This window comes from Ensifer sp. MJa1 (assembly GCF_037026475.1).
In the GTDB taxonomy this organism is placed as follows: domain Bacteria; phylum Pseudomonadota; class Alphaproteobacteria; order Rhizobiales; family Rhizobiaceae; genus Ensifer.
Genome location: NZ_JAKUMO010000011.1, coordinates 27,998 through 48,201 on the forward strand (window position 1 = coordinate 27,998; position 20,204 = coordinate 48,201).

At 63.8% G+C, this 20,204-nt stretch carries 16 protein-coding genes; 5 read left to right on the forward strand and 11 right to left on the reverse strand.

All coding sequences use genetic code 11. The features are described from left to right. Positions 1–91: 91 nt before the first annotated feature. The 4 genes from MKZ91_RS16290 to MKZ91_RS16305 all read left to right on the forward strand — a co-directional run bounded on the left by MKZ91_RS16290 (position 92) and on the right by MKZ91_RS16305 (position 8,695). The gene (locus tag MKZ91_RS16290; RefSeq protein ID WP_336172068.1) at positions 92–2,539 is read left to right on the forward strand and encodes a GcvT family protein; all 2,448 of its coding nucleotides are present in this window, start codon (positions 92–94) and stop codon (positions 2,537–2,539) included. Further along, complete coding sequence (locus MKZ91_RS16295) at positions 2,536–4,983, forward strand: GcvT family protein (protein WP_336172070.1); 2,448 nt, start codon at positions 2,536–2,538, stop codon at positions 4,981–4,983. The genes MKZ91_RS16290 and MKZ91_RS16295 overlap by 4 nt, the downstream gene beginning before the upstream one ends. Before the next feature lie 399 nt (positions 4,984–5,382). After that, on the forward strand, positions 5,383–6,927 hold the full coding sequence (locus MKZ91_RS16300; RefSeq protein ID WP_336172072.1) for a trimethylamine methyltransferase family protein: 1,545 nt from the start codon (positions 5,383–5,385) through the stop codon (positions 6,925–6,927). Between the two features lie 538 nt (positions 6,928–7,465). Beyond that, positions 7,466–8,695: an aromatic ring-hydroxylating oxygenase subunit alpha gene (locus MKZ91_RS16305; RefSeq protein ID WP_336172073.1), complete on the forward strand. Its 1,230-nt coding sequence runs from the start codon at positions 7,466–7,468 to the stop codon at positions 8,693–8,695. A gap of 51 nt (positions 8,696–8,746) precedes the next feature. Here MKZ91_RS16305 and MKZ91_RS16310 read toward each other — a convergent pair whose 3' ends face one another. Further along, positions 8,747–9,190, reverse strand: a complete 444-nt coding sequence (locus MKZ91_RS16310; RefSeq protein ID WP_336172074.1) for an Lrp/AsnC family transcriptional regulator — start codon at positions 9,188–9,190, stop codon at positions 8,747–8,749. Between the two features lie 114 nt (positions 9,191–9,304). Here MKZ91_RS16310 and MKZ91_RS16315 point away from each other — a divergent pair, with 114 nt between their 5' ends. Beyond that, entirely contained in the window at positions 9,305–9,889 is a 585-nt protein-coding gene (locus tag MKZ91_RS16315) for an isochorismatase family protein (protein ID WP_336172075.1), read from the forward strand. Between the two features lie 113 nt (positions 9,890–10,002). Here the strand turns inward: MKZ91_RS16315 and MKZ91_RS16320 are convergent, their stop codons facing one another. The 10 genes from MKZ91_RS16320 to MKZ91_RS16365 form a co-directional block, all read right to left on the reverse strand. Then, a complete protein-coding gene (locus MKZ91_RS16320) occupies positions 10,003–10,524 on the reverse strand; it encodes a hypothetical protein (protein WP_336172076.1) in 522 nt (173 codons plus the stop codon). A gap of 218 nt (positions 10,525–10,742) precedes the next feature. Beyond that, positions 10,743–11,852 (reverse strand): ABC transporter substrate-binding protein, encoded by a 1,110-nt coding sequence (locus MKZ91_RS16325; RefSeq protein WP_442892304.1) that lies wholly within the window; start codon positions 11,850–11,852, stop codon positions 10,743–10,745. 33 nt (positions 11,853–11,885) lie between these two features. Continuing rightward, complete coding sequence (gene fhuF, locus MKZ91_RS16330) at positions 11,886–12,641, reverse strand: siderophore-iron reductase FhuF (RefSeq protein ID WP_336172078.1); 756 nt, start codon at positions 12,639–12,641, stop codon at positions 11,886–11,888. A 238-nt stretch (positions 12,642–12,879) separates the two neighbouring features. Beyond that, on the reverse strand, positions 12,880–13,371 hold the full coding sequence (locus MKZ91_RS16335; RefSeq protein WP_336172080.1) for an ester cyclase: 492 nt from the start codon (positions 13,369–13,371) through the stop codon (positions 12,880–12,882). 59 nt (positions 13,372–13,430) lie between these two features. Continuing rightward, entirely contained in the window at positions 13,431–14,858 is a 1,428-nt protein-coding gene (locus MKZ91_RS16340) for a gamma-aminobutyraldehyde dehydrogenase (protein WP_336172082.1), read from the reverse strand. 24 nt (positions 14,859–14,882) lie between these two features. Continuing rightward, on the reverse strand, positions 14,883–15,698 hold the full coding sequence (locus tag MKZ91_RS16345; protein ID WP_336172084.1) for an ABC transporter permease: 816 nt from the start codon (positions 15,696–15,698) through the stop codon (positions 14,883–14,885). Continuing rightward, on the reverse strand, positions 15,688–16,638 hold the full coding sequence (locus MKZ91_RS16350; protein ID WP_336172085.1) for an ABC transporter permease: 951 nt from the start codon (positions 16,636–16,638) through the stop codon (positions 15,688–15,690). Before MKZ91_RS16350 ends, MKZ91_RS16345 begins: the two co-directional genes overlap by 11 nt. Then, on the reverse strand, positions 16,635–17,633 hold the full coding sequence (locus MKZ91_RS16355) for an ABC transporter ATP-binding protein (RefSeq protein WP_336172086.1): 999 nt from the start codon (positions 17,631–17,633) through the stop codon (positions 16,635–16,637). Before MKZ91_RS16355 ends, MKZ91_RS16350 begins: the two co-directional genes overlap by 4 nt. 219 nt (positions 17,634–17,852) lie before the next feature. Beyond that, complete coding sequence (locus MKZ91_RS16360; RefSeq protein WP_336172088.1) at positions 17,853–19,013, reverse strand: ABC transporter substrate-binding protein; 1,161 nt, start codon at positions 19,011–19,013, stop codon at positions 17,853–17,855. A gap of 160 nt (positions 19,014–19,173) precedes the next feature. Then, entirely contained in the window at positions 19,174–20,082 is a 909-nt protein-coding gene (locus MKZ91_RS16365; protein ID WP_113540408.1) for a LysR family transcriptional regulator, read from the reverse strand. Positions 20,083–20,204 lie beyond the last annotated feature (122 nt).

Below are 20,204 nucleotides of genomic sequence, written 5' to 3' on the forward strand. Positions count from 1 at the left end.
ATCGAATTTGTCGATCAATAAAGCCTGTTTGCGTCGCTTGATGACGGTGCTCTTCACCGGCAAGAATTCCGCCAAAACGAGGGAACTATTGATGTCGAATTTGCCGTCGCACGCACGCGTCGTGATCATCGGTGGGGGAGCGATCGGTGCTTCCTCGCTCTACCATTTGGCCAAGGCCGGGTGGACCGATTGCGTGCTTCTGGAAAAGAACGAGCTGACGGCCGGCTCGACCTGGCATGCGGCCGGCAACGTGCCGACCTTTTCGTCCTCCTGGTCGATCATGAACATGCAGCGCTATTCGGCGTCGCTTTACCGCGACCTCGGCGCGCTCGTCGATTACCCGATGAATTACCACGTCACCGGCTCGATCCGGCTCGGCCACTCGAAGGAGCGGCTGCAGGAGTTCAAGCGCGTCGTCGGCATGGGCCGCTACCAGGGCATGGATCTCGACATTCTTTCGCCCGACGAAATGCGCGCCCGCTATCCGTTCCTCGAAACCCACGAGCTGACCGGCGCGCTCTACGACCCCTATGACGGCGACATCGACCCGGCGCAGCTGACTCAGGCGCTCGCCAAGGGTGCGCGCGACATGGGCGCCAAGATCATCCGCTTCTGTCCCGTCACCGGGGCGCGGCGCGAGAACGACGAGTGGGTGATCTCGACGCCGCAGGGCGAGATCCGCTGCGAATACGTCGTCAACGCCGCCGGCTACTATGCCCGCGAGGTCGGCAAGATGTTCGGCCGCGACGTGCCGATGATGGTGATGAGCCATCAGTACATCCTGTTCGACGAGATCCCGGAGCTTGCCGCCTGGTCCAAAGAGGCGGGACACAAGCTGCCGCTCTTACGCGATGTCGACAGTTCCTACTATCTCCGCCAGGAGAAGAACGGCATGAACCTCGGGCCGTACGAGCGCAACTGCCGCGCCCATTGGACGACGCCTGACGATCCGATGCCGGAAGACTTTTCGTTCCAGCTCTTCCCCGATGATCTCGACCGGCTCGAATGGTATCTCAACGATGCGGTCGAGCGCGTGCCGATCCTCGGCACCGCCGGTCTGTCGCGGATCATCAACGGCCCGATCCCCTATGCGCCCGACGGCAATCCGCTGATCGGCCCGATGCCGGGCGTGCCGAATGCATTCGAGGCCTGCGTCTTCACCTTCGGCATCTGCCAGGCGGGCGGTGCCGGCAAGGTGCTCGCCGAATGGATCACCGAGGGGCAGACCGAGTGGGACATGTGGTCCTGCGACCCGCGCCGCTACACCGATTACACCGACCAGGATTACTGCATCGCCAAGGGCATGGAGATCTACGGCCACGAATATGCGATGCACTTCCCCAAGCACTACTGGCCGGCCGGGCGGGGCAAGAAGCTGTCGCCGATCCATGACCGGATCTCAGCACTCGGCGCCCAGTTCAAGCCCTACAACGGCTGGGAGCGCGCCATGTGGTACGCCAAACCCGGCGACGACACCTCCGAGGAAGCAACACAGACCTGGGGCCGCGAGGGCCCTTGGGCAGAGCGCATCAGGGAGGAGTGCCTCGCCGTGCGCGATGCTGCCGGCATTCTCGACCTGCCGGGCTTCTCGCGCTTCCGGGTGAAGGGCGAAGGTGCCACCGAATGGCTGTCCAGCCTCATCACCGGCCGCGTGCCGAAGCCCGGCCGCATCGGCCTTGCCTATTTCGCCGACGACAAGGGCCGGATCGTCACCGAAATGTCTGTCATGATGCTGGATGAAGACTTCTTCTTCCTGATCACGGCTGCAACCGCGCAGTGGCATGATCTTGAATGGCTGCGCAAGCATCTGCCTGACAATGCCGCCTTCACCATCGACGACGTGACGACGTCCTTCTCCTGCCAGATCCTCACCGGGCCCAAGTCGCGGGCGATCCTTTCTGAGGTCAGCGAGGCTGATCTTTCCAAGGGTTGGCTCACGCACCAGACCGCTCAGATCGCCGGACGCTATTGCCAGCTCGTGCGCGTCTCCTTTGCCGGCGAACTCGGCTGGGAAGTCCACACCAAGGTGGAGGACACGGCCGTCATCTTCGACGCCGTGTGGGCGGCAGGACAGAAACATGGGCTCAAACCCTTCGGCATGGAGGCACTCGACAGCCTGCGCATCGAGAAGGGCTATCGCGCCTGGAAGGGCGATCTTTCGACCGACTACACCATCCTGCAGGGCGGGCTCGAACGCTTCGTCGACTGGGCAAAGCCCGGCTTCAAGGGCAAGGCAGCACTGGAACGAGAGAAGCAGCAGGGCGTCTCCAAGCGCTTCGTGACGCTGACGGTCGCCGCCGACGGCTGCGACGCGCCCTACATGTCGACGCTCTGGTCCGGCGGCCAAGTGGTCGGCGAAACGACCTCGGGCAACTGGGGCCACCGCGTCGGCAAGTCGATCGCGCTCGGCATGCTCAGGGCTGATCTTGCCGTGCCCGGCCAGGTAATCGAGGTCGAGATCTTCGGCGACCGCTTCAAGGCGACGGTCGAGGCGGACCAGCCGCTCTGGGATCCCTCCAATGAAAGACTGCGCGCATGAGCAAGCCCATTCCCTCGAAAGCCCGCGCGGTCATTATTGGCGGCGGCGTGTCCGGCTGTTCGGTCGCCTATCATCTCGCCAAGCTCGGCTGGACCGACGTGGTGCTGCTTGAGCGTAAACAGCTCACCTCCGGCACCACCTGGCATGCCGCCGGCCTCATCGGCCAGCTGCGCGCCTCGCAGAACATGACGCGGCTGGCGAAGTATTCGGCCGACCTCTACGTCAAGCTCGAGGCTGAGACCGGCATTTCCACCGGCATGCGCCAGAACGGCTCGATCACCGTGGCGCTCACCGACGAGCGCAAGGAGGAGATCTACCGGCAGGCCTCGTTGGCACGCGCCTTCAATGTCGACGTGCGCGAGATCACGCCCGATGAGGTGAAGGCGATGTATCCGCACCTCAACACCTCGGATGTGAAGGCCGCGGTGCATCTGCCGCTCGACGGCCAGTGCGACCCGGCCAACATCGCCATGGCGCTTGCCAAGGGTGCGCGGCAGAACGCCGCGACGATCCTCGAAGGCGTCAAGGTGACGTCGGTGCTGAAGAAGGACGGCCGGGTGACGGGCGTCACCTGCGAGCAGAACGGTGAGAGCTACACGATCGAGACCGATCATGTCGTCAACTGCGCCGGCATGTGGGGCAGGGAGTTCGCAAGGCAGGCCGGCGTCACCGTGCCGCTGCATGCCTGCGAGCATTTCTACATCGTCACCGAGGCGATCCCGGAGCTCAAGCGCCTGCCGGTGCTGCGCGTGCCTGATGAGTGCACCTACTACAAGGAAGATGCCGGCAAGATGTTGATCGGGGCCTTCGAGCTCAAGGCCAAGCCCTGGGGCATGGACGGCATCCGCGAGGACTTCTGCTTCGACCAACTGCCCGACGATTTCGACCACTTCGCGCCGATCCTGGAGATGGCGGTCAACCGCATGCCGATGCTGGAAACGGCTGGCATCCACACCTTCTTCAACGGCCCGGAGAGCTTTACGCCCGACGACCGCTACTATCTCGGCGAGGCGCCCGAGGTGAAGGGCTATTGGGTGGCGGCCGGCTACAACTCGATCGGCATCGTTTCCTCCGGCGGCGCCGGCATGGCGCTCGCCCAATGGATGAACGACGGCGAGCCGCCCTTCGATCTCTGGGAGGTGGATATCCGCCGGGCACAGCCATTCCAGAAGAACCGCGCATACTTGAAGGATCGCGTCTCGGAAACGCTCGGCCTGCTTTATGCCGACCATTTCCCTTACCGCCAGATGGCGACGGCCCGCGGCGTACGCCGCTCGCCGTTGCATGAGCACCTCAAGGCCCGCGGCGCTGTCTTCGGCGAAGTCGCCGGTTGGGAGCGCGCCAACTGGTTTGCGAACGAAGGACAGGAGCGCGAATACCGCTATTCCTGGAAGCGGCAGAACTGGTTCGAGAACCAGAAGGCCGAGCATCTGGCTGTGCGCAACGGCGTCGGCCTGTTCGACATGACCTCCTTCGGCAAGATCCGGGTCGAAGGGCGCGACGCGCTCTCCTTCCTGCAGAAGCTCTGCGCCAACGAGATGAATGTCGAGCCTGGCCGTATCGTCTACACCCAGATGCTGAATGCCCGCGGCGGCATCGAGAGTGACCTGACGGTCACGCGCCTTTCGGAAACCGCCTTCCTGCTGGTCGTGCCCGGCGCCACGTTGCAGCGCGATCTTGCCTGGCTGCGCAAGCATCTGACCGATGAGTTCGTCGTGATCACCGATGTCAGCGCCGGTGAAAGCGTGCTCTGCGTCATGGGGCCGAAGGCGCGGGACCTGATGCAGAAGGTGAGCCCCAACGATTTCTCCAACGCGGCGCATCCCTTCGGCACGGCGCGCGAGATCGAGGTCGGCATGGGCCTCGCCCGTGCCCACCGCGTCACCTATGTCGGCGAGCTCGGCTGGGAGCTCTACGTTTCGACCGACCAGACGGCGCATGTGTTCGAGGCGCTGGAGGCGGCGGGCGAGGGGCTTGGCCTCAAGCTCTGCGGCATTCACACGCTCGACAGCTGCCGCATCGAAAAGGCCTTCCGCCATTTCGGCCACGACATCACCGACGAGGACCATGTGCTCGAAGCCGGGCTCGGCTTTGCGGTCAAAGCCGACAAGGGTGACTTCATCGGCCGCGAGGCGGTGCTTGCCAAGCACAATCGCGGTCTGTCGCGCCGGCTGGTGCAGTTCCGTCTCGCAGATCCTGAGCCGCTGCTCTTCCACAATGAGGCGATCGTGCGCGACGGCAAGATCGTCGGCACGATCACGTCGGGCAATTACGGCCACCACCTCGGCGGCGCCATCGGCCTCGGCTACGTGCCGTCGGAGGGTGAGAGTGCCGACGACGTGCTCGGCTCAAACTTCGAGATCGAGATCGCCGGGAGACGGGTGAAGGCCGAGGCGTCGCTGAAGCCGATGTACGACCCGCGGGCCGAGCGGGTGCGGATGTAGGGTAGCGCTCGCGTTCGCCCCGCGGCGGGCGTCCAGTCCAAAACTGGGCGAGGTGGCATCGAGACGAAGCGCTAGCCCCTTTCCGCGAGCGCTGAGAAAGGGACGAGCGGGTGCAACACGTCCTTCTCCCCGTCAGAACGGGGAGAAGGTGCCGGCAGGCGGATGAGGGGCAGCGCCCTCAGCGTGCGGGCAAAGGGCAGAGAAAGTACGCGGGCATACGGAGATCCTCTCCCTGATGAACGGTGTGGAGGGGAACGAGAGGAAGCAGCAAGTCCCTTCTCCCCGTCAAAACGGGGAGAAGGTGCCGGCAGGCGGATGAGGGGCAACGCCCTCACCGCGGGATGCGGGGTGGCGCCCCACCGCGAGGATCAGGGGCACGCGCCCCATTGGGAGATGATGATGGCTGACGATTGCGCAGTTGCGGCTTCGAGACGGTCCGGGGGGCGGGCGGCGCGTGTGGCGCTGCGCGCGGCACCCCTTGCCGAAAACATCCGGCCGGTGCGCCCTGGTCTTTCCGGCGGGCAATATAAGCCGCTGACCGAAGCCGGGGTGCGGCGCATCCACGAGGCGGCACTCGATGCGCTGGAGCAGATCGGCCTTGCCAACGCACCGAAGTCCGGCATCGAGATCATGACCGGCGCCGGCGCCATCCTCGGCGATGACGGACGCATCCGGTTTCCCCGGGCGCTGGTGGAGGACATGCTTGCGATCGCCGCGCGCGACATCACGCTTTACGCCCGTGATCCGAAACAGGATCTGGAGCTCTCCGGCACCCGCGTCTATTTCGGCACGGCCGGTGCCGCGGTGCATGTCGTCGATGTCGAGAAGCGCGAATATCGCGAATCGACCGCGAAGGACCTCTTGAACGCCGCCCAGCTCGTGCACCATCTCGACAATGTGCACTTCTTCCAGCGCGCCATGGTCTGCCGCGACGTCGCCGACAACTTCCTGATGGATATCAACACGCTCTATGCCTGCTGCGCCGGCACGACCAAACATGTCGGCACCAGCTTTTCCGATCCCTCGCATGTCGACGGCTGCTTCGATCTCATCCACATGATCGCCGGTGGCGAGGACAAGTGGCGGGCGCGGCCCTTCGTTTCCAACTCGAACTGCTTCGTCGTGCCGCCGATGAAATTTGCCGAGGAAAGCTGCATCACCATGGAAAAGTGCATCCGCGCGGGGATGCCGATCCTGCTGCTTTCGGCGGGCCAGGCGGGTGCGACAGCACCGGCGCCGCTCGCAACCGCGATCGTCCAGGCGGTTGCCGAGTGCCTCGCGGGCGTCGTCTACGTCAACGCCATGTCGCCGGGGCACCCGGCGGTGTTTGGCACCTGGCCCTTCGTTTCGGATCTGAGGACTGGGGCGATGTCCGGCGGCTCCGGCGAGCAGGCACTCCTGACCGCCGGCTGTGCGCAGATGCATCAGTTCTACCGCCTGCCGGGCGGGGCGGCCGCCGGTATTGCGGATGCGAAACTGCCGGACATGCAGGCCGGCTGGGAACAGGCGATCTCCAACGTTATGGCCGGGCTTTCGGGCCTCAACATGGTCTATGAGGCCGTCGGCATGCATGCCTCGCTGCTCGGCTTCTGCCTGGAATCGCTGGTGCTCGGCGACGATCTCCTGGGGCAAGTGCAGCGCTGCATCCGCGGCATCGACGTGACCGAGGATTCGGTCTCGCTCGACACCATGCGCTCGGTCTGCCTCGAGGGCCCCGGCCACTATCTCGGCCACCCGCAGACGCTGGGGCTGATGCAGACGGAGTACATCTATCCGGCCGTGGCCGACCGGACGAGCCCGAAGGAATGGGTCGAGATCGGCCGCCCCGACCTGGTGGTCAAGGCGATCGAGAAGAAGAACCGGATTCTTTCGGAAGCGGCACCCTCGGTGATCGCGCCGGAGATCGACCGGATGATTCGGGAGAAGTTCCAGATCTTCTGCTGAGTTTCGCTCGTCCCGGTTTTGGGGGCGAGGCAACGGGCGGCCAGGTCTGGTCGCTCGTCCCCTGAAGACTGCGAGGAAATGCGCCGGGTGGAGGTTTCAACCGAAGTCCGCGGGCGATGGTGCGCGCTGGGGATGGAGACGCAAGTGCTGGGGGTGCCCTCGTTCACATGGCGAGAGCGGCGCCCCTCATCCGGCCTGCCGGCCACCTTCTCCCCGTTCTGACTGAGAGAAGGAGACGTGTGGTGACTGCGGTGTCTCAAAGGTGAGGCGGAGGGAAGGCAGGCTGTGCACTGCAATCGATGAGGCACAGCGAGGGAAGAGTGCCCGATGTTGGCGCTGCTGACCTAACGGGTGGGATGCCCTCGCGCAAACGGCCGCTTTCCCCTCTCCCCGCGCGCGGGGAGAGGGTCAGTCCTCGGGTTTGACCCGAGGAGAGGGGCGGATCTCGCTACGAAACGAGAGCCATCCGGCCCCGATGAAATTTGAATACACGCGCGCCGGAACGCGGTCCTTCCGGTCCATAGTTGGAGTTCAGCCCATGCTCGTTTCGGAGCTCAAGACGACCACTGTCACAGGCGACCGCATCGACCAGCTGGTTGCCGCCCATCGCCCCGGCCATGGGCTTGTCCGCGCCTTCTATCTGGATCAGGCGATCTATGAGCGCGACCTGGAGCGGATCTTCCGCCGTCACTGGCATTGCGTCGCGCATGAAAGTGCGATCCCGAACGCCAATGACTTCGAGGTGTTTCGCATGGCCTCGGAGCAGGTGATCGTCACCCGAACGGCAAGCGGCGAGATCCATGCGATGCTCAATGTCTGCCGCCATCGCGGCGCCGAAGTCTGCACCAAGGACAAGGGCAATGCCCGGGCCTTCGTCTGCCCCTATCACGCCTGGACCTATGGCAATGACGGGGCGCTCAAGGCCGCGCGGCTGATGCCGAAAGATTTCAGGCGCGAGGATCACGGGCTGAAGAAGCTGCACGTGCGCGTCGTCGAAGGCCTGATCTTCATCTCGTTTGCCGACGAGCCACTCGATTTTTCCGATGTCGAACACCTGCTGCACGCGACCTGCGGCCAATATGGCTGGGGCTCGGCGAAGATCGCCCATCGCCAGACCTATCCGGTCGATGCCAACTGGAAGCTTGCGGTCGAGAACTATGTCGAGTGTTACCACTGTGGCCCGGCGCATCCGGAGTATTCGCAGACGCACGCGCTGGAACAGCCGCTGCACATGATCGAGGAGTTGAACGCCCGGATGGAGGCGCGCACCTGCGAACTCGGCATCGAGGTCGGCTCCGGCAACCACTGGCAGACGTCGGCGGCCGGCAAGGAGGCGGTGCACGCCTTCCGCTATCCGCTCTATGACGGTGCGAAGACAGGCAGCAAGGACGGGCAGGCGCTCAGCACCCTGATGGGGCGCTTTTCCGATTTCGACGGCGGCGTCACCTCCATTCACCTCGGTGGCACCACCTTCCTCGTCTGCTATCCCGATCATGGCATGATCTACCGCTTCATCCCGAAGACGGCAGAGACCTCGGAGATGGAACTGATCTGGCTGGTGGATGCCAATGCCGAAGAGGGGCGGGACTACGATCTCGACCGGCTGACCTGGCTGTGGAAGGTAACGACCGAGGAAGACAAGGCGATTATCGAGCACACGTCGCGTGGCGTGCGCTCGCACTATTTCGTGCCTGGCCCGATCGCGCCGATGGAGCACAACGAGCTGCGCTACATCAACTGGTATCTCGACGAGATCAGCCGGCCTTAGTGAAGCGTTGCAGGACGGAGCGGCGCGAGCAGGTCGCGCCGCCTGCCGATGCTAGTCCCTCCGGTCGAAATGTGTCTTGAGCGCCACATGCGTCTGCACCGTGGCCACCCCTGGGATCAGTGAAATCTGTCGGCGGATCGTGTCGAGATCGCCGTTGGAAGCGCATTCGACCAGCACCATCAGGTCGGTGGCACCGGCGAGTGACCAGCAGGTGACGACCGGTGGCATGGCGGAAAGGTGCGGCACGATGTGATCGCAATTCTTGCCGGACTGGAAGCCGATGGCGATCAGCGCCTTGACCGCCGGGTTCTTGTCCTCGACGCCCAGGCGGATCGTGTATCCGGCGACGATGCCCTTGGTTTCGAGCCGTCTCAGGCGCTCGTGCACGCCGCTGCGTGAAAGGCCGGCATGGCGGGCGAGCGCCACCAGGCTCTGGCGTGAATCCTGGCGAAGTGCTGCCAGCAGCAGCCGATCCTTGTCGTCAAGATCCGTCAAATTGCATCTCCTTTCGTACGCAGACCGGACATTTGTCCGGCTTTACACCATCTTGTCCAGTGAAACCGGACGATTGGGCGGATAGCTTGCTTCTCATCAAGAAGGAGCTTCGCCATGAAAATACCTGTCCTGCCCGATAATGCCGTGCTGCTGCCGATCGACATGCAGCAGGCTTTTGACAGTGCCCCCTGGCCGCGCCGCTGGAATGCCGACGTCGACCGCAACGGCCTGGCCCTGCTTGCCGCCTGGCGGGCAGCGGGCCGGCCGGTCATCCATGTCCGCCATGACAGCGTCATGGCCGGTTCGACGCTTGGCGCCGGCGCGCCCGGCAACGCATTCCGGCCCGGCTTCGAGCCGCATGCCGGCGAGCCGCTGGTGACCAAGAGCGTCAACGCCGCCTTCATCGGCACCGATCTCGACCTCAGGCTGCGCCGTCTCGGGGTGGATACGGTCGTCACCTTTGGCATCTCGACTGACATGTGCGTCTCCACCTCGGTGCGCGTCGGCGCCAATTTCGGTTACCGCATGATCCTCGTCGAGGATGCTTGTGATTGTTTCGACCAGCCGGATGGAGACGGCTCAACGATCGCGGCGCGGGAGATCCATCGTTCCCATGTCGCGACCTTGCGTGCCGAATTCGCCGAAGTCACGACGACGGCTGCTTTCATTGAAGCCCTCCGCCGTCCGGACGTCGCCTAGTAATCCCGCTCTCCGATGGAATCGCCGAATCGCAAAGCGTTCTAAAGCAATCCCTTAAAAACTGTGAAACGGTTTTCCGTCGGAATTGTGTCATGTTTCCGCAGCGCCGCCGTTCACCGGTTTGCGCTGCGGACCTCCAGCACCGCAGTGGTCCATTTCGGTGCAGTCAGGCTCTCACCCTCGCGATTCGGAAAGGTGAGGAAGGTCTCGAAGGCGCGGTTCTGGCCGGCGGGTACGCGGGCGAGGATCAGCGCGGTGTCGTCGCCAATCTTTTCGCAGGTGCCGTTCGGGCAGTTTTCGAGCGTCACGGAGAGCCGGAAGTATTCGAGCAGGGCGGAACCCTTGTTGGCAACCGTACCGCGCAGGCGGAAGCTGCGCTGCGGCTGGCTCTGTTCGAAGGTCAGGCCTTCGAGGCCGACATCATCCACGGTCAGGCCGGCCGGCTGTGTCTCCACCGGCTCGGGCACGGGCGGTCTTGGCCCATCGCGATCGCTGAACCAGATGATGAAGGCAACGAGAAGGCCGACCGCCACGCCAACCGAAAGAATCGGTTCCGCCCATTGGCGGAAACGGCTGAAGCGCGCTGCCAGATACACGATGACAAGGCCCAGCGGTAACGCAATCAACCAAAGCATCCAGATCCTCCTCAGCGCATCATTCCTTGAATCGGGTCCGACGCAAGAGGGAAATCATGCAGCCGTTCAAAGCTTTAGGGCAGCCATTGCCCGCAGGGGAGGACAACGGCCACAACCACCCTTATATGGGGTGACCTTTGACTGACAACACGCAGCCCGCGCGCATGGTCCGTACCTGCCGCCGGCCGAGGCGCGTCCGCAGTTGAGGGACCCTTGGCTTACTGCGCGGGCTTCAGGTCCACCCAGTAGGTTCCTTCGAAAGGAACTGCGGCGAAGCGCGCGTTGATTTCGGCAAGGCTCTTCTTCGGGTCGAGATCACCGAAAATGTCCGGCCGGATCCAGGTGGCAAAAGCTTCTGCTGCAACGATGTTGAGCGGGATGGCATTGAAGAAGTTCCAGAGCCCGTGAACACGGCCGTCCTGAACGGCGCGGGTGCCCGACAGGGCGGGCGCGTCGACGGCGCGGGCAAGCGTCTGGCGCGCCTCTTCTTCATCGACGCCCGGGCCGATCGACAGGGTGCCGTACTTGCCGCCGGGCGAGGAGGTGGCGATGTAGACGTCCGGATTGGCGGCCATGACTGCCTCGGCATTGATGGTGCCGCCCGGCCGCGGCAAAGCGCCTTCGGCGATGTTGCGGCCGCCGGCGATCGTCAGGAACTCGCCAAGGCCGCCGGTGCCATAGGCCCAGCAGCACCGGTCGGCCTGGGGGAAGGCGTCCATCAGCACGAGCGGACGCGGCTCGGGCCTGGCGGCGACCCGCGACCGGATGAGGGCCAGTTTCTCCTCGTAGAACTGCGCGAAGGCTTCCGCCTGTTCCTCGCGCTCGAAGATCCTGCCGAGCAGGCGCATCATGCGCGGTGTGCTCGTCAGCGCGTCGTCGTTGAAATCGACCACGACGACCGGCACGCCGATGCCGGTCAGGTAGTCGATGGCGCGCTTGCCAGGCTCGGTGTCGGCCTGCCAATTGGCGAGGATGGCCAGATCGGCCTTCAGCGTCAAAAGCGTTTCAAAGGAGAGGCCGGGGCCGGTTCCGTCATCGATCTGGGGCACATCGGCGATATCAGGAAACTTGCGGCGAAAGCTCTCGTAGATCTCGGGATTGTCGCCCTTCATGTCGCCGGACCAGCCGGCAAGCAGGCTGACCGGATCGGGATGGATCAGTGACAGCGCGACAAGATTGAAGCCGCTGCCAAGCAGGATCGCCTTGGGCTTGGCCGGGATCGTCACCTCGCGGCCAACCGCATCGGTGACGGTCATCGGCCAGTTGCCTTCGGCGCGGGCGGACAAGGCAAAGAGCAACGCGGTGACGAGAATGAGCGTCAGCCGCAGCGCGGCCGGGAAAGGACGGCGAGAATACAAAACCTATTGGTTCCTTTGGCTGGGAAGGGCGCAGAGGCTGCCGCAGCTCGGCACGCCGGGCAACAGGTAGCGCAGGCAGCAGATCTTGCGGCGGCAGACGCGGGCGCCGTCTTCCTCTTCATGACGAAGGCAATCGAAAAAGGGATTGGCCGTGCCGTCGGGCAGGGACTTGCTGCCGATCAGCGCATCGGCCTGCGCGTTCAGCGGTTCGATGCCGGAGGCGCGCAGCGCGTAGTCGATATAGACGAGCGCGTTGTTCCAGGCGAGCTTCGGGGCGATGCCGCCGACGGATTTGAGGTGACCGACCACTTCGCGCAAATGGCCGCGCATCAAGGGCGCCAGTGTTGCAAAGACATCGGCGTCATCGACGTCCTGCCAGGCGCCGGCGTGGGCGACGCCGAAGGTGCGGGGCAGGCCGTCTTCGGCGAGCGCCACCGTCATCTCCTCGAATCCAACAGGCAGCACCTGGTGATCGAGCACGCGGGCGACAAGATAGGGGATGGTGAGGCTCGAAAAATAGTAGAGCGACCACATGGAGGCGACGGCACGCCGGTCGCTGGCGCCTGATTTTGCCGTGTAGATGTCAAGCGCATGGTCGAAGGCGCCGGAGGCGAAGAAGTCAGGCAGGGCCATGGCATCGGAAAGACTGTCCGAGAGCACCATCTTCTCGTTGCACCAGGCATGCGTGCCGGCAAAGGCGGCCGAAAGCGCCTTGGGACCGCCGGTCTCGACGACCGCTTCGGATACGGCAGCCGTCATCGCGCCACCGGGCAGTGGATCTGTTTCAGCGGAAATGCAGCGGTGACAGCACGCCGTCCTGCAAACATGCGACACACCTTCAGAGCGATCAGAAACTCATAAGGTGATCGTGTTACTCATGATTTTCGTTGGCGCAAGTCATTTTATGACTTTTGCGATCATGTTTTGTCAGTTGTGAGCAGAGAAAGACGAACCGCAGGCCTTGACCTGCGGTTCGCGAGGGGCCCAAGAGCGACCGTTACATCAGCCCGAGTTGCTTGTAGAAGCCGAGGGCGTCGTAATAGTCATTCTGAGCGGCGATCTTGCCGTCCTTGACCGTGAACACCGAGGCGCCGGTGAACTTGAAGCTTTTGTTGGTCGCCGCCGTTCCGTCGGCCCAGGCACCTGAATTGGTGCCGGAGAATTCCCATTCGAACGATACCTTGTCGCCGGCTGCGATCGGGTCGCCCTTCATGGTCCAGACGGCATCGGGAACGGCATTCAGGAAATTGTCGATGACGCCGGTCTTGGCGGCATCCTTGCCGGTTACCGGCTTGCCGACGGACGCATCGTAATAGGTGACGTCATCGGCAAAGTAGGATGCGGCCTTGCCAGAGTCATGGGCATTCCATGCCGCGACATAGGCGGCGACCACATCGGGGGCCGTTTCCGCGGCAAAGGCCGCGGGCGAGAGCACAAGCGCGCTGAGGCCGAAGGCCCCAGCGGCAACAAGCAATTGACGACGGTACATCGCAAACTCCTCCCGTTTGTTTCGTTTGCATGCATTCTCCGCGTCCGGGGCGGTGAGCCTCAGCCGTGGTTGATCATGATGTGGCGAACGGCGGTGTAGTCCTCGAGCGCATAGACCGACATGTCCTTGCCGTAGCCTGACTGCTTGACGCCGCCATGCGGCATCTCGTTGGTCAGCATGAAGTGGGTGTTGATCCAGGTGCAGCCGTATTGCAGGCGGGAGGCGGCCTTCATCGCCCGGGAAATGTCCTTGGTCCAGACGGAGGAGGCGAGGCCATAGTCGCTGTCGTTTGCCCAGGCGATCGCATCATCCTTGCCGGTGAAGCGGGTGACAGAAACGACCGGACCGAAGACTTCGCGGCGCACGATCTCGTCTTCCTGGGTGGGGCCGGCGACCACGGTCGGCTGGAAGTAGAAGCCGTCAGCACTGCCGGCGCTGCCGCCGGTGGTGATCTCGATGTGCTTCTGGTCGGCGGCGCGCTCGACGAAGCTGGCGACGCGGTCGCGCTGGCGGCGCGAGATCAGCGGGCCGATCTCGTTTTCGGTGTCGTCGGCGAGATTGTAGCGGATGGTCGAGACGGCCGAGGTGAGGTCGGCGACCAGCTTTTCGTAGATGCCGGCTTCGGCATAGATGCGGCAGGCGGCGGTGCAGTCCTGGCCGGCATTGTAGTAGCCGAAGGTGCGGATGCCGTTGACGACCGCTTCGAGGTCGGCGTCGTCATAGACGATGACAGGGGCCTTGCCGCCGAGTTCGAGATGGGTGCGCTTCACGGTCTTGGCGGCAGCGGCCAGCACCTTCTTGCCGGTGGCGATGTCGCCGGTGATCGAGACCATCGAGATCTTCGGATGGTTGATCAGCGCGTTGCCGACCGTCTCGCCACGGCCGGATACGACGTTGACCACGCCTTCCGGCAGGATATCGGCGAGCACGCGCGCAAGCTTCAGCGCTGTCAGCGGCGTCTGTTCGGAGGGCTTGAAGACGACGGTATTGCCGCCGGCGATCGCCGGTGCCAGCTTCCAGGCCATCATCATCAGCGGGTAGTTCCAGGGTGCGATCGAGCCGACGATGCCGACCGGATCGCGGCGGATCATCGAGGTGTGGCCCGGCAGGTATTCGCCGGCCGTCGGGGCATGCAGGTTGCGCACGGCGCCGGCAAAGAAGCGCCAGCAGTCGACGATCGCCGGCAGTTCGTCGTTCTTGACCGCATTGATCGGCTTGCCGCAGTTGAGCGCTTCAAGCGCTGCAAAGCCGTCGGCATCCTTCTCGATCGCGTCGGCGATCTTCAGGAGATAGTTGGAGCGCTCGGCAGGCGTGGTCTGCGACCAGGTGGTGAAGGCCTTTTCGGCGGCATCCACGGCCGCCTCGACCTGGGCATGCGAGGCTTCCGGCAGGTCGACGATCTTGCCGCCCGTCCGCGGGTTCAGGATGTGTTCGTCGGCCTCGGTGCCGGCCTCGAAGCGCGATCCGATCAGCAGTTGGGTGTCCATGTCTGTTCTCCCTTGAAAGTCGAGTTATTTGCCGGCACCGGCGATCTGGTCGCCGTCGCGGGTGAGGTAGTAGGCGCCGAGGATCGGCAGGAAGGTGACGAGCACCACGACCATGGCGACCACGTTGGTCACCGGCCGCTGGCGCGGGCGGATCAGCTCTTCGAGCATCCAGATCGGCAGCGTCGACTGCTGGCCGGCGGTAAAGGTGGTGACGATCACCTCGTCGAAGGACAGCGCGAAGGCGAGCATGCCGCCGGCCAGAAGCGCGGTGCCGATGTTCGGCAGGATGATGTAGCGGAAGGTCTGGAAGCCGTCGGCGCCGAGGTCCATCGACGCCTCGATCAGCGAGCCGGAAATCCGCCGGAAGCGGGCGACTGCGTTGTTGTAGACGACGACAATGCAGAAGGTCGCGTGGCCGAGCACGATGGTCCAGAACGAGAAGGGGATATCGGCCATCGAGAAGGCGGAGCGAAGCGCAATGCCGGTAATGATGCCAGGAAGCGCAATCGGCAGGATGACGAGCAGCGAGATCGTCTCGCGGCCGAAGAAACGCGTCTGGCTGACGGCGGCGGCACAGAGCGTGCCGAGCACCAGGGCAACCGCGGTGGCGATCGAGGCGACCTTGACCGACAGCGTCAGCGCCGCCCAGACGTCCGGCCGGTTCCAGGCGACAGCGAGCCATTGCGTCGTCAGCCCCGGCGGCGGGAACTGGTAGCTCTTTTCCTCGGTCGTAAAGGCGTAGAGGAAAATGAGCAGGATCGGCAGGTGCAGGAAGGCGAGGCCGGCTGCGGCGGCGATCTTCAGGCCCATTGGCGTGCGGTTGAGGCGATCAGAGCGCATCGAAGGCCCCCATGCGTTTGGCGACGAAGAGATAGGCGCCCATGATGACGATCGGGACCACGGTGAAGGCGGCGGCGAGCGGAATGTTGCCGGCCGTGCCCTGCTGGGCGTAGACCGCCTGGCCGATGAAAAGGCGCGAGGAGCCGACGATCTGCGGGATGATGTAGTCGCCGAGCGTCAGCGAGAAGGTGAAGATCGAGCCGGCGACGATGCCAGGCAGGGCCAGCGGAAAGAGCACGTAGCGGAAGGTCTGGGCCGGCGTGCCGCCGAGATCCGAGGACGCCTCGATCAGATTGCCCGGCACGCGCTCGAGCGCTGCCTGGATCGGCAGGATCATGAAGGGCAGCCAGACATAGACGAAGACGATGAAGGTGCCGGTGTAGCTGACCGAGAGCGAGTTGCCGCCGACGACGGGCAGCGCCAGCCAGGCATCGAGCAGCCAGAGCAGATGCAGCTTCTCGAAGATCCAGGTGAGGATGCCTTCCTTGGCCAGAATCAGCTTCCAGGCGTAGATCTTGACGAGATAGCTCGACCAGAGCGGCAGCATGACGCCGAGATAGAACAGCACCTTCCATTTTCCCTGCGCATAGCGCGCCGCGTAATAGGCGATCGGGAAGGCGATGACGGCCGAGGCAAGCGTGACGGTCGCCGCCATCAGCACGGTGCGCAGGATGATGTCGAGATTGGCCTCGCTTAACAGCTGGCGATAGGTCGAAAGCGTGAACTCGTAATTGATCAGCCCTGAGAAATCGTCGATCGAGAAGAAGCTCTGCAGCAGAAGCGCAAAGAGCGATCCGAGATAGACGATGCCGAGCCAGAGCAGCGGCGGCGCGAGCATGATCGTCAGAAGCAGATGCGGGTGCTTCCAGAAAAAGTCTGACAGGCGGCCGGCGGGGCCGCGGCGCTCCGGCAGAGCAATGGGTTCGGCAAAGGCGGTCATGCGTCCTCCATCGGGTGCAGCTCGTGTGCGGCAAAGCTGATGGTGACGGGGGTGCCGACTGCCGGCACGGTGAGGGCGGCCGGGCTCGCGACGGCTACGCGGGCGCCATCGACATCGACGACCACACGGTTGACCGCACCGAGGAAACTATGGGCAGCGACGGTACCCGAAAGGCTGATCGCACCATCCCACGGCGTGGAGATGGAGATCGCTTCGGGGCGCAGGCTGGCAGACGGCGCCTTCAGGCCGAGACGCTGGCAGAGTTTTTGAGGCAGCACGTTCGAAGAGCCGACGAAATCGGCGACGAAGCGCGTCTTTGGTTGTTTGTAAACGTCTTCCGGGCGGCCGAGCTGCTGGATACGGCCGTCGTTGAAGACGGCGATGCGGTCGGCCATCGACAGCGCCTCGCCCTGATCGTGGGTGACGAAGACGAAGGTGATGCCGAGCGATTTCTGCAGGCTCTTCAGTTCCTCCTGCATCTGCTCGCGCAGTTTCAGGTCGAGTGCGCCGAGAGGTTCATCAAGCAGCAGCACCTTCGGCTTGTTGACGAGCGCGCGGGCAAGCGCCACGCGCTGGCGCTGGCCGCCGGAGAGCTGTCCGGGGTGGCGGGTGCCGTAGCCCGGCAGCTTGACCATGGCGAGCGCGTCCTCGGCCGCCTTGCGGCGCTCCTCGCGGCCCACACCCTTGACCATCAGCCCGTAGGCGACGTTGTCGAGGATCGAGAGATGCGGGAAGAGCGCATAGTCCTGGAAGACGGTGTTGACGCTGCGGCGATAGGGCGGCACGCCCTCGGCGGTTTCGCCGAAGATTTCGATATGGCCGCCGGTCGGCTGCTCGAAGCCGGCCATCAGGCGCAGGCAGGTGGTCTTGCCCGAGCCCGAGGGGCCGAGCATGGCGAAGAACTCGCCCTCGGCAATCTCGAGGTTCACGCCATCGACGGCGCGCACGGCGCCGAAGTGGCGGGAAACATTGTCGAAGAGAACGGCGGTGGTCATTGGAATACTCCGGAAAGTGTGGCCCCTCATCCCCGCGGTGAGGGTGGGGCCCCTCATCCGCTCTGCCGGGCACCTACTCCCCGCAGGCGGGGCGAAGGGGACGTGCGGCGGGCCTCTTGCCTCAAGGTCACGCCCTGCGGATTGGCCGGGGGCGTTCCCTCTCCCCGCGTGGGGAGAGGGTCAGGGTGAGAGCAAATGCTTGCGATATGTCGCGACGGCTTACCGGCCGCCGATCACGCCGATGTAGTCGGAGACCCAGCGGTGATAGGGCACGCATTCGCCCTGGCTTTCGCATTTGCTGACCGGCGTCTTCCAGAACTTCACCTTTTCGAAGTCCTCGTAGCCGTTGGTCTTGCAGCCGGCGTCGGTCAGAAGTTCGTTGCCCTTGCAGGCAGCGCCGACCGACGGGTTGGCGCCGAACCAGGCGGAAACGTCACCCTGGACCTTCGGCGACAGCGAGTGCTCCATCCACATATAGGCGCAGTTCGGATGCTGGCTATCGGCGTGCAGCATGGTGGTATCAGCCCACCCGGTCACGCCTTCTTCCGGAATGGTCGAGGCGATCGGCAGTTTTTCGGCTTCCATCAGGTTGACCTGGAACGGCCAGGAGCCGGAGGCGACGACACCTTCGTTCTTGAAGTCATCGATCTGGATCATCGCGTCGTGCCAGTAACGGCCGACCAGCTTGCGCTGGCCGCGAAGCAGTTCAAGGGCTGCCTTGTACTGGTCTTCGTTGAGCTCGTAGGGGTCCTTGATGCCGAGTTCCGGCTTGTGCTTCATCAGGTAGTTGGCAGCGTCCGCCACATGGATTGGGCCGTCATAGGCCTGGACGCGGCCCTTGTTGGACTTGCCGTCGGGCAGGTTCATTTCTTCGAAGACGACGTTCCAGCTCTTCGGCGCTTCGCCCTTGAAGGCTTCGGTGTTGTACATCAGAACGTTCGGGCCCCAGACGTAAGGGGTGCCGTAGTGCACGCCGTTGACCGTGTGCCACGGCGCACTCTGCATGCGCTCGTCGATGGATTTCCAGCTCGGGATGAGGTCGGTGTTAACAGGCTGGACGCGCTTGCCGGCGACCAGGCGCAACGAGGCGTCGCCAGACGCGGTGACGAGGTCGAAGCCGCCTTCGTTCATCAGCGCCACCATTTCGTCCGAGGTGGCGGCGGTCTTGACGCTAACCTTGCAGCCGGTCGACTTCTCGAATTCCGTGACCCAGTCGAAGTTCTTGTCGGTCTCGCCGCGCTCGATGTAGCCGGCCCAGGCGACGATCGACAGTTCGCCTTCGCCCTTGCCAAGTTCCTTCAGCGGCTCCTGCGCGAATGCCGGGGCGACAAGGCCGAGCGACAGGGTCAATGCCGTGCAGGATTTGAGCATCTGCTTCATCTGAATTCTCCCAGTTTTGAGCCGCGTTTTGCGGCTTCGTTCCCAGAATGAAGCGTGCCTTGGTTTCACCGTATTCGCAAATTCATTAAACAGAATGTTGCTTTCGGTTTTTCCGATATCGCGCCGCCAATTCCGTGTTAAAGCAAGCAAAGTCAAGTGGTTAACGCGGGCGGGCGCTTCTGAGCGCCTCGGCGATGCCGACAAAATCGCGCGCCGATTGCGGCAGGCCGGAGCCCTTACGCCAGACCATACCGACCTGAACGACGGGGAGCGCACCCGAAACATCGCGGCTTTCGATGCGGTCACCTTCAAGCGACCAGGGGCGGTAGACGAGATCGGGCAGAAGCGCAATGCCGGCACCGGTCGCGACCAGGCTGCGCACCGCTTCCACAGACCGCGTGCGGAAGGCGACATGCGGGCGGGCGCCGAGTGCGGTCAAAAGCTTGCCAGTGTTCTCCTCGATTTCGTCTACCGTCAGCATGATCAGCGGTTCCTTGGCGATATCGCTGACGGAGATGATGTCGGCGCTGACCAAGGGATGACCGATCGGCAGCCAGAGGCGGTAGGGCGAGGTTTCAAGGATTTCGGCCTGCAGCGCCATGCGGTCGCGCAGGTTGGAGATGACCATGACCGCGACGTCGAGTTCGCCGCCGATCAGGAGGTGCTCGAGATAGGAGCCGTTGTCCTCGATGGCGCTGACCTCGACGCCGGGGCAGGCGCGGCGGTAGCGGGCCAAGAGATCGGAAAGCACGTAGCCGGCGACGAGCGAAGTGACGCCGAGATTGAGCTTGCCGCCTGTTTCCTCGCGGCTGTCGGAAAAGCTGCGCCTGGCGTCGGAGACATTGGCGAGGATCTTGGTGGCATGGCGCAGGAACTGGTGGCCGTTGTGGGTGATCGAAAGGCCGCGCGGATGCCGGTCAAACAGTTCGACCCCGAGATCGCCTTCGAGCTCCTTGATGGCCTCGGTGATCGATGATTGCGAGATCGAGAGGTTCTGCGCCGCACGGGTGATCGAACCCTGTTCGGCAACGGCGACGAAATACTGTAGCTGTCGAAATGTGAAGGCCATGGGGTGAGTTAATAGGTGCGGGGCGAGGCTGGCAAGCGTCGAAACGCAAGCGGATCGACGCTGATTTTTTCCTCTTATGTCGGTTTTCGGACAGGGAGCGGGATTGCCGATGCTAAGCTGCG